Source organism: Clostridium sp. C8 (genome assembly GCF_001010885.1).
GTDB lineage: Bacteria > Bacillota > Clostridia > Clostridiales > Clostridiaceae > Clostridium > Clostridium sartagoforme.
This window is the reverse complement of record NZ_LBMX01000054.1, coordinates 46,693-60,473: the sequence shown is the minus strand read 5'-3', so window position 1 is coordinate 60,473 and position 13,781 is coordinate 46,693. Positions and strand designations below refer to the sequence as shown.

Sequence of the window (13,781 nt, the reverse complement as noted above, 5' to 3'; positions counted from 1 at the left end):
AAAATGCCCATACTACTGTTAATAATTTATTATTAACAGTTTTAATAAAACCCCACATATGTTCATTTATTCCCTTTCTTAAATGAACATAAAACCCTTTAACCTGTGCAATTTTCTTGTACAGGTTTTTTTATAATTGATAATGGAGAATTTTATCACTAACTATCAATTATTCGCTATAAAAAAAGGCCTTTCGGCCTTTTTTAAACATATTGCATAGGGTTTATATGTTGTCCATTAATTCTTATTTCCCAATGAATATGGGGACCCGTACTCATACCTGTTGATCCAACATATGCAATTGTTTCACCTCTTGCTACAGTTTGTCCAACGCTTACTAACCTTTGACTATTATGTCCATATAAAGTTTGAACTCCATTTCCATGGTCAATTATTACAGTTTCCCCATATCCAGATATCCATCCTGAATAAGCAACTACACCACTTTTAGATGCAGCAACAGGCGCACCAGAAGGATCACCTAAATCTACACCAGTATGAAATCCTGCTTCTCCTGTTACTGGATTTGTTCTTGGCCCATATTCGTCAGTTACAACTCCATATCCTGGTCTTAAAAATGTTTCGCTACTTGGATCCCCAGGTATTCCATTTCCACCTGAATTTTCTCCACCTGAATTTTCTCCACCAGAATTATTTCCCCCACCATTATTTCCATTATTTATTTCATCAAATATACTATCTAATTCTTGTTGTAATTGTTTATTATATGAAACTAAATCTCCAATTTTATCTTCTAGTTCTTCTTGTTTATCTGTAAGAGAAGATATTAAATTAGATTTCTGCGATTCTAATCCATAAAGTTCATTCATCTTACTTTGGTGAAACTCTTGCTTTACTAAAAACTCTTTTTGTGCTTCCTTTAGTTCATCTTGCTTTGCAACTATTTCTTCTTTACTTAATTCTATTTTTTCTAAATTTTTTGAAATCTCAAATTTTTCTTCTTCCAATTGCTTTTGAAGAATTTTAGCAGCTTCCATTAAGCTTTTATCTAAACTTATTATTTTATATACATTCTCTATATTATTAAGTAAAGAAATTATATTTTCACTTTTTAATACCATATATATGTAATTTGAAGTTATATCAATTTTATAATAACTTCTAACTCTTTGATCTAAAGCTTCTTTTATTTTTTTGCCTTCTTCTTCTTTTTGTATTATAAGATTTTCTCTAGTTTTTATTTCTTCTTCTGCAGTAGAAATTTCATTATTTATCTTATCTATTTCAGCTTGCACTTCATTTATTTTAATTTGATAAGAATTTACTTCTGCCTTTGCACTATCTAAATCTTTACTTTTTGCATCTATTTGATTTAGTATTCCTTGTAAATCATTAGCTTGATTTTCTAGTTCACCATTTATCTGATTTTTTTCATTCTCTAGATTATTTATATCATTTTGATTTTGATTTATTTTATCTTGTAGAGAGCTTGTACTATCAGCTAATGCTAAGGTATTACTTGAAAAAATTACTGCAATAGCTAAGGTTATTATTTTTATTTTTTTATTCACCTATAATACACCTACCTTTATTCTAAGTTAAACTTTTGCACATCAATTACTTGCCATTTTTCATCAACATACTGAATTTGAGTTAAAAACATTTCATCAACATTACTTTTTATAAATGGCATAAGCTTTTTGCTTATACTATAATTTAAATTAATAACCATATTAGCTTTGTAAGTATTATTTTCATAATAATACTCACTGCTTTTTACTTCTGTATTTAATTCAGTAATATCATAATTATTTTTTAAAAATAAACTTTCTTTTCTTATGCTATCATAAATCTTGTTTTTAGTCTCCTCACTTGAATTCTCTATTAAAGAGTAATTATTAGAATTTAAAGCATTAAAAACACTATCATAAAAACTTTTAATAAATTTAGCTATATCAGTTGTAAGTGTATCATTGACCATATTAATATCTATATTGATATTTGGCAATTCATCTACCTTAACTTTATCGCTTCTTATTATTCCCCATGGAAATTTTCTTTCTAAGTATATTTCAATATTTTTCCCTATTGGTATTGGTCCATAATTTTTTATTTCTTTTACAGTTTTATTTGTATTAATATCATTTATATATACATCTGCATCACTAAAATTCGATGTTAAATTTATATTTATAGCATTTAAATTTAACTTATACTCCTCATTTTGCATTGCAAATACTGTTTGTTCTTCAACTACTTGTCCATAAGATGTATTTAACTCAGCTTTTATTATGTATTTCCCGGGAATTAGACTTCTTTTTATTTTTGTTGATTCTATTTTTGAATTATTTACATAAATCTCAGCCTCATTAAAATTTGTGTTTATTTTTATATCAATTGGATTTATTTCTACTTTGTAATTATCAAAGAATAATCTTTTTTCATTTTTTAAAGAAAAAAAACTACTTTCTCCATAAATATCTAGCTTATTTATTAAGTCGTCAATTTTAGCTGGATAATCTAAATAATAATCAGATAATGGTTGAAAATCACTTTTACTTATTTTTTTATTATTAACTTTTACTTTTTTATATATCTTTTCAGGTTTATTTTCCTTTAAAGCTATTTCTAAATTTTTCAACACAATATCTTTTGATGATTCATAACTATATATCTTAAAAGTAATAATAAAAATAGAACTTAAAAGAATTACAAATATTATTTTTCTTTTTACTAGAAATTCTTTTATATTATTAAATCTTAATTCTTTTATATCTTCCCTCAAATAATATAAATATTCTCTTAAATAATTTAATAAATTGTTAAATTTATTCAAATTTATCAACTCTCTTTACTCTAAAATATCTATTATCCACTTTTTACATTCTAAGCACTTATATATTCTTATAACGAATAAATCTAGTACTCTTTCTACTCCTGATGCTGATTGTAATTCTATCTCTTCCTTGGTTAAAAACTCATCATTTTCATCTAAAAAACCTGGTATTTCGATTATGTAGTTTTTATTTGTCTTTTCACAACACTCATTTTGGCCAACAACTTCTATTACTTCATATGTAAGATTAGCACTAAGTTCTTGTATAATATCTATTATATCTTCAAATTCATCTAAATTATCTAAAAAATCTTCCTTATAAAATACTAAATCCTTTATTTCGAATAATTTTTCCATAAAAACACACCTTTATTTATATTTTTAATTTAATTTTATATTTATTAATAATATTAATCAAGATATTTTATATAATAGTAAACTAACAATAAATGTATGTTATAATTTAAAAGTAATATTTTATATTTAAGGAGAGGTTTTTATGATCTTTGATAGTCATATGCATTCTAAATTTTCTACTGATAGTACTATGAAAATAACAGATGCAATTAATATAGCAAAAGAAAAAAATATAGGAATTATAATAACAGATCATATGGATTTAGACTATCCTGTAAAAGATGAGTTTAGATTTGATATCAATGAGTATTTTAAGGAATATGAAATATATAGATCACATAATGTAAAATTAGGAATAGAAATAGGATTAACTGAAAATACCCTTATAGAAAACGAAAAAATAGGTGTTAACCCTAATTTTGATTTTGTTTTAGGCTCTATCCATGCAGTTAAAGGCCTAGATATTTATTGTGATTATATTAACCAAGGATATAATAAGCAAGATTTTTTCTCTTTTTATTTTGATGACATGCTTAAATGTGTTCAATTATATAACAACTTTGATTCATTATCTCATATAGATTATCCTTGCAGATACTGTAAATTTGATAATAAGGAAATTTTAGTAGCTGATTTTAAAGATATTTTAGCTGAGATTTTCAAAACCCTTATTAATAAGGGGAAGGTCTTGGAACTTAATACTTCAAGACTTCATATTAAAGAATCTAATGATGCCTTACTAGACATTTATAAACTTTATAGGGATTTAGGCGGAAAATATGTTACTTTAGGATCTGATTCACATATACAAAATAATATTTCTAGAAATTTTGATATAGCCTTAGGCTTTCTAGACACATTAAATTTGCAAGGTGTTTATTTTAATAAAAGAAAACTTGAGCTTTTTTAAAATATTGCTGCAAATTAAAAACTACTAATCTTTAGAGTTATTGGTTGGTTTAAAATTATTAAAACCTAGCCAAAAACTCTTATCATAGTAGTTTTTACAAAATCATATTTCTTCTATTTGTCTTCTTTCACCTTTTAAATTATTTATCTTCTTTCTTCTCTTTTTTAACTCTTCCTCAACTTCTTCAACTGAAATATTAAGCTCTGCCATTGTTACAAGTAAATGATAAATTAAATCTCCTATTTCAAGTATTTGTTCTTCTTTATTATCATTTTTTGCACTTATTATAGTTTCAGTACATTCTTCTCCAAGTTTTTTTAGTATTTTATCTATTCCTTTATTAAATAAATAGCTTGTATAAGAACTTTCATCTCTATTTTCTTTTCTCTCTTTTATTACTTCATATAATTCAAGTATAATGTTCTCCATGAATAATCCCCCTTTTATAGAACCTTATTATAAAAACAGCTTCTTTCTCCAGTGTGGCAAGCTGCTCCCTTTTGTTCTACTAAAACTAGTATTGTATCTAAATCACAATCTACTTTTAACTCTTTAACTGTTTGAATATGCCCTGAAGTAGCTCCTTTATTCCAAAGCTCATTTCTACTTCTGCTGTAAAACCAAGTCATTTTTGTTTCTAAGGTCTTTAATAGGCTTTGCTTTGACATATAGGCAAGCATTAATACCTCCTTAGTATTAAAATCTTGAATAATTGCTGGAACTAAACCATTTCCTTTATTAAAATCTATTAAATTTATATCAAACTCCATATTAATACCTAACCCCAATATCATTTTTTATTAAATATTCTTTAACATCTTTAACTTTTAAATTTCCATAGTGAAATAAGGAAGCTGCTAAAGCTGCATCTGCTTTTCCTTCTATAAATACATCTTTAAAATCTTCTATTTTTCCACACCCACCTGATGCTATAACTGGAATGTCCACAAGTTCACTAACTTTTCTTGTTAGTTCTAAGTCAAACCCTTTTTTAGTTCCATCTGCATCCATTGAAGTCAATAGTATTTCTCCAGCTCCTAGTTTGTACCCTTCTTCTATCCAGCTAAATAACTCTATTCCTGTATCAATTCTTCCACCATTTATAAATACATTCCATTTATTTTTTTCTACTCTTTTTGCATCAACAGCTAGTACTATACATTGATTTCCAAAGTAATAAGCTCCTTCTTTAATTAAGTTTTTATTTCTTATAGCAGCCGAATTTAAGCTTATTTTATCTGCACCAGCTCTTAAAATATTTCTTATTTCATCTATATTGCTTATTCCTCCACCTACAGTAAAGGGAATAAAAACTTTTTCAGATACCTTTTCTACTAATTCAACAATTGTTTTTCTTTTTTCATGCGTAGCAGTAATATCTAAAAATACTATCTCATCAGCACCTTGAATATAATATTCTTCTGCCAGTGTTACTGGATCTCCAACTTCTTTAAGTCCTTCAAAGTTAATTCCTTTAACTACTTTTCCGTCTTTAACATCTAAACATGGTATTATTCTCTTAGTATGCATAACTTCACCTACTTTACAGAATCTATAGCTTCTTTTAAATTTACATCTTTTGAATATATAGCTTTTCCTACTATACATCCATAAATATTTAGCTTATTTAAAGTAATTATATTATCTATATTTTTTATTCCTCCAGATGAAGTTATATCTATATTAGTAATTTCACTTATTTCCTTTATTATATCTACATTTGGTCCCTCTAGTGTTCCATCTTTACTTATATCAGTTACAATTATATTTGTAACTTCTAACTCTTTAATTTCCTTTATTAAATCTATATAGTGAGTTTTACTTTTATTTATCCAGCCCTTTGTGCATATAAATCCATCTTTAAAGTCTATAGCTATCGCAATTTTTTCTTTAAATTCTTCTACAGCTTTTTTTAATAATTCCTTATCTTCAATGGCTACTGTTCCTAAGATAACTCTTCTTACTCCACCATCTATTAAAGCTTTAATGTCTTCAAAGGTTCTAATTCCGCCTCCAACTTCTACATCTATATTTAAGGTTTTAACAACATTTAAAATTAAATCTTTATTTACAAGCTTTCCTTCCTTTGCTCCATCTAAATCTACTAAATGAATAAGCTCAGCCCCTGCATCTTTAAAGGATTTAGCTATTTCTAAAACTTCTCCTTTTATGCTGTCTTTTTTATCATAATTTCCTTGATATAGCCTAACTGCCTTACCATCTATAATATCAATTGCTGGAATTATTATCATAATATCATCTCCCCAAACTTTTCTAATAAACTTAGCCCAACTTCTCCACTCTTTTCTGGATGAAATTGCATACCTATTATATTCTTTGATCTAAATATTCCTGGTATTTTTACACCACCGTAATTAGAATAAGCAACTAAATCCTCATCTTTATATTCTGTTGCCATAAAACTATGAACATAATAGATAAATTTATCCCCACCTAAGTTGTCAATAACTTCATCTTCTTTATTTATAATTAATTTATTCCATCCCATATGAGGAATTTTAACCTTTTCCTTTGGCTCTATCTTTTTAATTTCACCTTTTAATAGTCCAAGTCCCTCACATTCCATTCCTTCAAAACCCTTTTCAAATAAAATTTGCATTCCAAGACAAACTCCAAGAAGGTATTTACCATCTTTAGCTTCTTGTAGCAATATTTTATCTAAATCATTGATTTTCAAATTATCCATAGCTTGCTTAAAGGCACCAACTCCTGGTAATATTATAGCCTTGGCTTTTTTTATTATTTCTCTATCCTTTGTTATAACAGCTTCTATTTTTAATAATTTCAAAGCATTTTCTATACTTTTTAAATTTCCCATTCCATAATCAATAACAGCAATCATAAATTTACCCTTTTCCTTACTATAAACTATAAATTTCCCTTGCTAGATAAAATCTTATTCTTATCCTCACCATAACTTACTGCTTCTTTAAGGCTTCTTCCAAAAGCCTTAAATATACCTTCTATTTTATGATGATCATTTTCACCATATAAGTTTCTAACATGAATAGTAGAATTAGAATTGCTTGCTACAGATCTAAAAAATTCCTTTGCCATTTCTGTTGAAAAACTCCCTATTTGTTCTCTTTTAAATTCACAATCAAAGTGTAAAAAGCTTCTTCCACTTAAATCCAAAATCACTTGACTTAAAGCTTCATCCATAGGTACATAGCTCATTCCATATCTCTTTATCCCAACTCTCTTATCTAATGCCTTATCTAAAGCTTGTCCTATACATATACCTATATCTTCTACTAGATGATGATCACATACATCTATATCACCTGTAGCTTCTAGATTTATATCTATTCCACTATGAAATGAAAATAAAGTTAGCATATGATTAAAAAAGCCTACTGGAGTATTTATTTCACTTTTTCCCTCGCCATCTATATTTATTGCTAATAATATCTTTGTTTCTTTTGTTTCTCTCTTTATAGAAGAAATTCTACTCACAAATTTCACCTCCAAATAAAGCTTTATCAATTAAGTCTAAAACTTTTTTATTTTCACTTGATAATCCAACTGTTATTCTAAAGCCATCATCATTAAAATTTCTAATTATTATATCATTATTATTTAAAGCATTAATAATCTTTTCCTTTTCTTTAGATCTTCCATATATAAAATTTGCTTTAGATTTATAAAATTTTATATCTATATCTTTTTCATTTGCTTTTTCTTGTATATCTAATAAAGAGTTATATAGGTTTTCTCTTTCTTCAATTATCATATCTAAATTTTCTTTAAATCTTTTTTCATTCTTTAGAACTTCTATCGCAATTTCTTGAGATATGGAATTTACATTATAAGGTGTTTTGTATTTTTCTAATTTCTTTATATTTCCAACCTTTGATATTAAAAATCCAACTCTTATAGCTGCTAGTCCCCAAGCCTTTGATAGTGTTCTTGTTACTATTAAATTGTCATATTCATTAATGAAAGGAACCATAGTTTCGCCATAAAATTCAAAATAAGCTTCATCCACTAAAACAACTTTATCTCTAAATGCATTTAATACCTTTTTTATTTCATCTATTTTAAATCCATATCCTGTTGGGTTGTTTGGGTTAGAAAATATAACTAACTTAGCATTCTCTTCCAACCCTTTATTTATAAACTTATTTATATCAACACCATTTTCTAAATCAATATCATACTTAATTAGTTTCCCATCATTTAAATCAGTATAAAAATCATACATTGTGAAATCTGGAGTTAATGTAAGCACTTTATCTCCCTTTGATATATTTTTACTTATTACTAAGTTAATCATTTCATCTGATCCATTTCCAATTATTAAGTTTTCTTTAGTTAAACCTAAAATGTCAGCATAAGCTTCTCTTACTTTATCTCCATCAGTATTTGGATATCTATTTAACTCTACTTTTAATAACTTACTAATTATATTTCTAATTTCCTCTTCACTACAATCAACTGGATTTTCATTTCCATTTAATCTTATCTTTTCATCATTATTTACTGAATATACCCCAATATCTTTAATCATTGTTAACCCTCACTTTCACTGAATTTCTATGGGCTGTTAAGCCTTCTTTTTCTGCTAAAATCATTATATTTTTTGATACCTTTTGTAATTCTTCTTTTGAATAATAAAGATATGAACTTTTCTTTATAAAGCTATCAACTGAAAGAGGTGACGAAAATCTTGCTGTTCCATTAGTAGGTAATACATGGTTTGGCCCTGCATAATAATCTCCAAGTGGCTCTGGAGAATAATAACCTAAAAATATAGAGCCTGCATTTTTTACACTACCAAGATACTCTAATGGATTTTCTATCATTAATTCTAAATGCTCTGGTGCTATTTTATTTGAAAGTTCTATGCATTTATTTATATCTTCACAAATTACTGCCATTCCATAATTTTTTAATGATTCTTCTATAATATCTTTTCTTTCTAAATCCTTTATTTGAATATTTATTTCTTCTAAAACTTCATTATAAAGTTTTTCTGAAGTAGTTAATAATATAGATGCTGCTCTTTTATCATGTTCTGCTTGAGACATTAAATCTGCAGCAATATATTTACTATTTGAGTTTTCATCTGCAATAACTAATATTTCACTTGGTCCTGCAACCATATCTATATCAACAGTTCCAAACACTAATTTCTTAGCCATCGCAACATATATATTTCCTGGTCCAACTATTTTATCAACATTTTTTATAGTTTCAGTTCCATAAGCTAAAGCTCCTATTGATTGAGCTCCACCTACCTTGTATATTTCACTTACCCCTGCTAAAGATGCTGCTACTAATATATATGGATTTATACTTCCATCCTTTTTAGGTGGTGTAACCATAACTATTTCAGATACTCCCGCTATTTTAGCTGGTATAACATTCATAACTACAGATGAAGGATAAGATGCTGTTCCCCCTGGCACATAAACTCCGACTCTTTGTAGTGGAGTTACTAATTGTCCCATAAAAACTCCGTTTTTTTCAATTATAGAGTATCCATTTTTAACTTGCTTTTCATGATATTTTTTAACATTTTCTATTGAGCCTTTAATAGCGTCAATAAAATCTTCTTCTACTAAGTTAAAAGCTTCATTTATTTCTTCTTTAGATACTTTTAAATTAGTAATATCCACTTTATCAAAAAGCTTATTAAATTTTATTAATGCTTTATCCTTATCTTTTTTAACTTCTTCTAATATAAGTTTTACATCATTTATAACATCTAAATCTTCTTCCCTATTTTTTATTATCTCTAGTATTTCTTCTTCATTATTTACTGCTAAATTAAATAATTTCACCATAGCCCTTGTCCCCTTTATTTATTGCTTATAACATCTCTTATTTTTTCTAATACAAAGCTAATTTCTTCTTGCTTAAGCTTAAAGCTTGCCTTATTAACAATTAATCTTGCACTTATATCTTTTATTTCTCTTAAAACTACAAGTCCATTTTCCTTTAAAGTTGTACCAGTTTCCATTATATCTACAATTCCATCACACAAACCTAGTATTGGTGCAAGTTCTACTGAACCTTCTATTTTTATTACTTCTATATCAATGTTATTTGCTTTAAAATAATCCTTTGCTACTTTTGGATATTTTGTCCCTATTTTTATATGACCTTTCATAGAAAATAAATCTTTATCTGGCATTGCTGCTACTATAAACTTACACTTTCCTATTCCTAAATTCATTAATTCATAGGAGCTATGCTCTTTTTCATTTAATGTATCTAATCCTACTACCCCAATATCTGCAACTCCATGATCTACATAAGTTATACTGTCACTTGCCTTTACTAAAAAATAACTTACATCATATTTAGTATCCTTAAAAATAAGTTTTCTCCCCTTATCTTTTAATTCATCTATTCCAAAACCAGCCTTTTGCAATATCTTAGTTGTATCCTTTTCTAGTCTTCCCTTAGTTAAAGCTATACTAATACCCATAATACTCCTCCTCAATTATATTTATATTTTCTTCATCTTTTGAAGGAATAAGTTCAACTACAAAGCCTTTTTCTCTTAACTCAAAACCTTTCTTTATAGCTTCTATTTTATTACTTTCATTAAAAATTATATTGTACTTAAGCTTCTTTTCTAAATTATTATCTAAAATACTCTCCAATTCATCTACATTAATTGAAAATCCTATTGCCCCAAAATCTTTTTTTACATTTCCAATTAAATTATCATATCTCCCTCCACTTAAAACTATATTACCAGAACCTTCTATAAAGCCTCTAAATATTATTCCTGTATAAAAGCTAAGCCTTGGAGTTAAACCTAAATCAAAACTCAAGTACTTATCATAACCTATTACTCTTAAATCTTCTGCTAACTTTTCTAAATACCTTACACTATTTAACATCTTGCAATTAAAAGACATTTCCTTATACTTGCTTAAAACCCCTAAGCCACTACCAAAGGTTAATGGAAGATTTAAAAAGAATTTTTTTATGCTTTCATCTATATTTATTGTATTTAAAAATTTATTTAAGCTTTCAATTTCTTTCTTTTCTATTAACCTTGCTAAAGTTGTCTTTTCTTCTTCTGAAATACACAAATCTTCTATTGCTGATTTTAAAAAGTTAATTTCTCCAATTTCTATTTTAAAATTGCTAATACCTATGGATTTTAAAGAATCTATTGCAATTATCAATGCTTCTAAATCTGAAAATTCCTTTTCCTTGCTTATAAATTCAATTCCACAATCTGTGTATTCATTTATTTTACCGCTAAATTCTTCAAAAACCTTATATATATTAGCACAATATCTAAGTTTTATTGCTGAACTCATATTTTTAAATCTAGTAGAAACTAACCTTACTATTGGTATAGTCATATCTGGTCTTAATGCCAGAATTCTTCCCTTAGAATCAAAAAACTTATAAACATTTTCTTCTTTAATACCTGAATGCTCATATCTAAAACTTTCATAAAATTCTATACTTGGCGTCATAACTTCTTTATAGCCCCATAAGTCAAAAACCTTGTTTATAGAATTTATTACCTTTGACTTTCTCATACATTCTTCATTAGTTAAATCCCTTGTCCCATCTGGAATTATATTCTTATACATAACTAGCCCCCTTCACTTTATCACTTTAAAGTGTTATCATGATAGTATAGCAAATTTTCCCATATGTCAATAAAAAATTGAAATAATTAAGGGAAACCAAAAATTATTGGTTTCCCTTAAAGCAAAGTTTAATTTTTTTGAACTAAACTAATTATATCATTTTCTGTAAGCCTGTGAACTGTCCACTCATCCATAGGTGATGCCCCTAAAGATTTGTAAAATTGTTTTGCAGGTTCATTCCAATTAAGACAAGTCCATTCTATTCTTTTACAATCTTCTTCTAAAGCTATTTTAAATAAAAGATTAAATACTTCCTTCCCTATTCCATTTCCTCTGTACTCCTTTTTTATGTATATATCTTCAAGATATAATCCAGATGCACCATTGAATGTGGAGTAATTAAAGAAGTATATTACATATCCAATTGGTTTTTCATCTAATTCCAATATTAATGCATTTGCTCTTTTTTTAATAAATATTGATTTACCAAGACTTTCTTCAGTTGCTACAACTTCATGTGCTAATTTTTCATACTCCGCCATTTCAATTATTAAATTTAGTATTAATTTAGTATCTTCTATTATTGCTTCTCTTATTTTTAAATCTTCAATTTTAGTATTATAATACATTATTGTTACCCTTCCTTCTTATGCTTAACATTGAGCAATTTCTTTTACCATGGCTATATCACATCTAGCACATACTTCTTCATTAAAGTCTTCAAATCCATATTTTTTATATAGCTTTATAGCCTTATATAAAACTGAATTCGTCTGTAGTGTAATTCTTCTATAATTAAGAGCTTTAGCAATTTTAAAAGAGTTCTCTATCATAATATTTCCAAGACCCATTCCTTGGAATTCCTGCTTTAGATACATTTTTCTTAATTCACAAGTCTCATCATCAATCTTATAAATTCCATACGTTCCTATTATTTGTCCATTTATTTCTATAACTTCAAAATCCCCATTATTTTGAATATAGTATTTAGATATATCTGTTATATCTAGATCTTCACCTTCTGGATTTAAATCTAATCCATAAAGATTTAGCACTTCCTTAACTAAATTTAATATTTTAACTTCTTCTCCAACTCTAGCTCTTCTTATCAAAATATTCTTCATAAATTTGCCCCCTTTGTATGCTATCAACAATTAAAAATTATTGAAAAAACTCCCATGGGAGTTTTCAAAATTAAGTTTTTAGTAATTTAAAACAAATTACATAAATAACTATTCATTTTTAATTTTATCTTGTTTATGATAGTCTCATTGAAATCTTATAAATTTAATATTTTTATAATATTATACTATTATTTTTACAATATTTCATTATTAATCTTGAACTTTCTTACGAAATTTTTAAATACATATATATTTAATAAAACCACTAAAACAACTAATATTCCTTCTACTATAAATACATTTTTTATTACTCCCACTTGATATAGCGCAGCTGGAAAATCTATTATTGCATGTAATAAAATTGCTATAATATAATAAATATATTTTCTCTCTTTAACTGCGTATAATACTATAATTGATAAAGCTATATGAATCATTACTGCAATAATTCTTTCTATTCCTGGCATTAGCCATATAATAGAACTACTATTTACAAATTGACTATAAGTGCTATTAATAACATCCTTAGGCACTAATGCAGCCTCCATCATTGACTGAAAGGCATTTTTATTAATCAATGTGGCATAAACTATTGAATTTATACTACTTATTGCACCGATTAATATTGCCTCTATTCCACCATGACCGACTCCATATGTTATTCCACTTACTACATCTCTTTCTTTTACTATAAACTTAAAACAAATAAATCTTGCAGTTTCTTCAAATATTCCAGCCATAAGTCCACCATATAGCATATACGCAGCTGGTGTACTTAATAAAAATTCTGCCGTTGAACTATTCATCTTTAAGAAATATGAATGTATTGGAGCTTCTAGAATTTGTACTGAAATAAAAAATGCTACTGCACCTATAAAAAATACTTTCAAGCTAACATTATACTTCTTTTTTAAAAATATAATTCCTCCTATTGGTAATGCTATACTCACTAATAAGCTAAAGATCATAAACATAATTGATAATTTGCTAACCATAATTCTTCC

Annotated in this window: 17 protein-coding genes; 1 reads left to right on the top strand and 16 read right to left on the bottom strand. The window is 26.8% G+C overall.

Annotated features, from left to right (window positions below; translation table 11 throughout):
- Positions 1-203: 203 nt before the first annotated feature.
- Genes AAT22_RS08905 through AAT22_RS08895 form a run of 3 tightly spaced genes read right to left on the bottom strand, consistent with a single transcriptional unit; the run spans position 204 to position 3,154 of the window.
- Positions 204-1,532, bottom strand: coding sequence for a M23 family metallopeptidase (locus AAT22_RS08905; protein WP_047000948.1), 1,329 nt, complete (start codon positions 1,530-1,532; stop codon positions 204-206).
- A gap of 17 nt (positions 1,533-1,549) precedes the next feature.
- A complete protein-coding gene (locus AAT22_RS08900; RefSeq protein ID WP_047000947.1) occupies positions 1,550-2,797 on the bottom strand; it encodes a hypothetical protein in 1,248 nt (415 codons plus the stop codon).
- 15 nt (positions 2,798-2,812) lie between these two features.
- Positions 2,813-3,154 (bottom strand): hypothetical protein, encoded by a 342-nt coding sequence (locus tag AAT22_RS08895; protein WP_016206225.1) that lies wholly within the window; start codon positions 3,152-3,154, stop codon positions 2,813-2,815.
- 142 nt (positions 3,155-3,296) lie between these two features.
- Between AAT22_RS08895 and AAT22_RS08890 the strand changes: the two genes are divergently transcribed.
- The gene (locus AAT22_RS08890; RefSeq protein ID WP_047000946.1) at positions 3,297-4,064 is read left to right on the top strand and encodes a histidinol phosphate phosphatase; all 768 of its coding nucleotides are present in this window, start codon (positions 3,297-3,299) and stop codon (positions 4,062-4,064) included.
- A gap of 102 nt (positions 4,065-4,166) precedes the next feature.
- Here AAT22_RS08890 and hisE read toward each other — a convergent pair whose 3' ends face one another.
- The 13 genes from hisE to AAT22_RS08825 all read right to left on the bottom strand — a co-directional run bounded on the left by hisE (position 4,167) and on the right by AAT22_RS08825 (position 13,772).
- Positions 4,167-4,493, bottom strand: coding sequence for a phosphoribosyl-ATP diphosphatase (gene hisE, locus AAT22_RS08885; RefSeq protein WP_047000945.1), 327 nt, complete (start codon positions 4,491-4,493; stop codon positions 4,167-4,169).
- 14 nt (positions 4,494-4,507) lie between these two features.
- Positions 4,508-4,840: a phosphoribosyl-AMP cyclohydrolase gene (gene hisI, locus AAT22_RS08880; RefSeq protein WP_047000986.1), complete on the bottom strand. Its 333-nt coding sequence runs from the start codon at positions 4,838-4,840 to the stop codon at positions 4,508-4,510.
- A complete protein-coding gene (gene hisF / locus AAT22_RS08875; RefSeq protein ID WP_047000944.1) occupies positions 4,836-5,594 on the bottom strand; it encodes an imidazole glycerol phosphate synthase subunit HisF in 759 nt (252 codons plus the stop codon). Before hisF ends, hisI begins: the two co-directional genes overlap by 5 nt.
- 8 nt (positions 5,595-5,602) lie before the next feature.
- The gene (gene hisA, locus AAT22_RS08870; RefSeq protein WP_047000943.1) at positions 5,603-6,316 is read right to left on the bottom strand and encodes a 1-(5-phosphoribosyl)-5-[(5-phosphoribosylamino)methylideneamino]imidazole-4-carboxamide isomerase; all 714 of its coding nucleotides are present in this window, start codon (positions 6,314-6,316) and stop codon (positions 5,603-5,605) included.
- A complete protein-coding gene (hisH, locus tag AAT22_RS08865) occupies positions 6,313-6,927 on the bottom strand; it encodes an imidazole glycerol phosphate synthase subunit HisH (protein ID WP_016206231.1) in 615 nt (204 codons plus the stop codon). The genes hisA and hisH overlap by 4 nt, the downstream gene beginning before the upstream one ends.
- Positions 6,928-6,953: 26 nt before the next feature.
- Positions 6,954-7,541 (bottom strand): imidazoleglycerol-phosphate dehydratase HisB, encoded by a 588-nt coding sequence (gene hisB, locus AAT22_RS08860; protein WP_016206232.1) that lies wholly within the window; start codon positions 7,539-7,541, stop codon positions 6,954-6,956.
- Positions 7,534-8,595, bottom strand: a complete 1,062-nt coding sequence (gene hisC, locus AAT22_RS08855) for a histidinol-phosphate transaminase (protein ID WP_052953931.1) — start codon at positions 8,593-8,595, stop codon at positions 7,534-7,536. The genes hisB and hisC overlap by 8 nt, the downstream gene beginning before the upstream one ends.
- Entirely contained in the window at positions 8,588-9,874 is a 1,287-nt protein-coding gene (hisD, locus tag AAT22_RS08850; protein WP_047000942.1) for a histidinol dehydrogenase, read from the bottom strand. Before hisD ends, hisC begins: the two co-directional genes overlap by 8 nt.
- Positions 9,875-9,888: 14 nt before the next feature.
- On the bottom strand, positions 9,889-10,521 hold the full coding sequence (hisG, locus tag AAT22_RS08845) for an ATP phosphoribosyltransferase (RefSeq protein ID WP_047000941.1): 633 nt from the start codon (positions 10,519-10,521) through the stop codon (positions 9,889-9,891).
- On the bottom strand, positions 10,511-11,653 hold the full coding sequence (hisZ, locus tag AAT22_RS08840; protein ID WP_047000940.1) for an ATP phosphoribosyltransferase regulatory subunit: 1,143 nt from the start codon (positions 11,651-11,653) through the stop codon (positions 10,511-10,513). Before hisZ ends, hisG begins: the two co-directional genes overlap by 11 nt.
- A gap of 128 nt (positions 11,654-11,781) precedes the next feature.
- Positions 11,782-12,285 (bottom strand): GNAT family N-acetyltransferase, encoded by a 504-nt coding sequence (locus tag AAT22_RS08835; protein WP_040436489.1) that lies wholly within the window; start codon positions 12,283-12,285, stop codon positions 11,782-11,784.
- Positions 12,286-12,306: 21 nt separating this feature from the next.
- The gene (locus tag AAT22_RS08830; RefSeq protein WP_047000939.1) at positions 12,307-12,777 is read right to left on the bottom strand and encodes a GNAT family N-acetyltransferase; all 471 of its coding nucleotides are present in this window, start codon (positions 12,775-12,777) and stop codon (positions 12,307-12,309) included.
- A gap of 194 nt (positions 12,778-12,971) precedes the next feature.
- Positions 12,972-13,772 (bottom strand): YhfC family intramembrane metalloprotease, encoded by an 801-nt coding sequence (locus AAT22_RS08825; RefSeq protein ID WP_016206239.1) that lies wholly within the window; start codon positions 13,770-13,772, stop codon positions 12,972-12,974.
- Positions 13,773-13,781 lie beyond the last annotated feature (9 nt).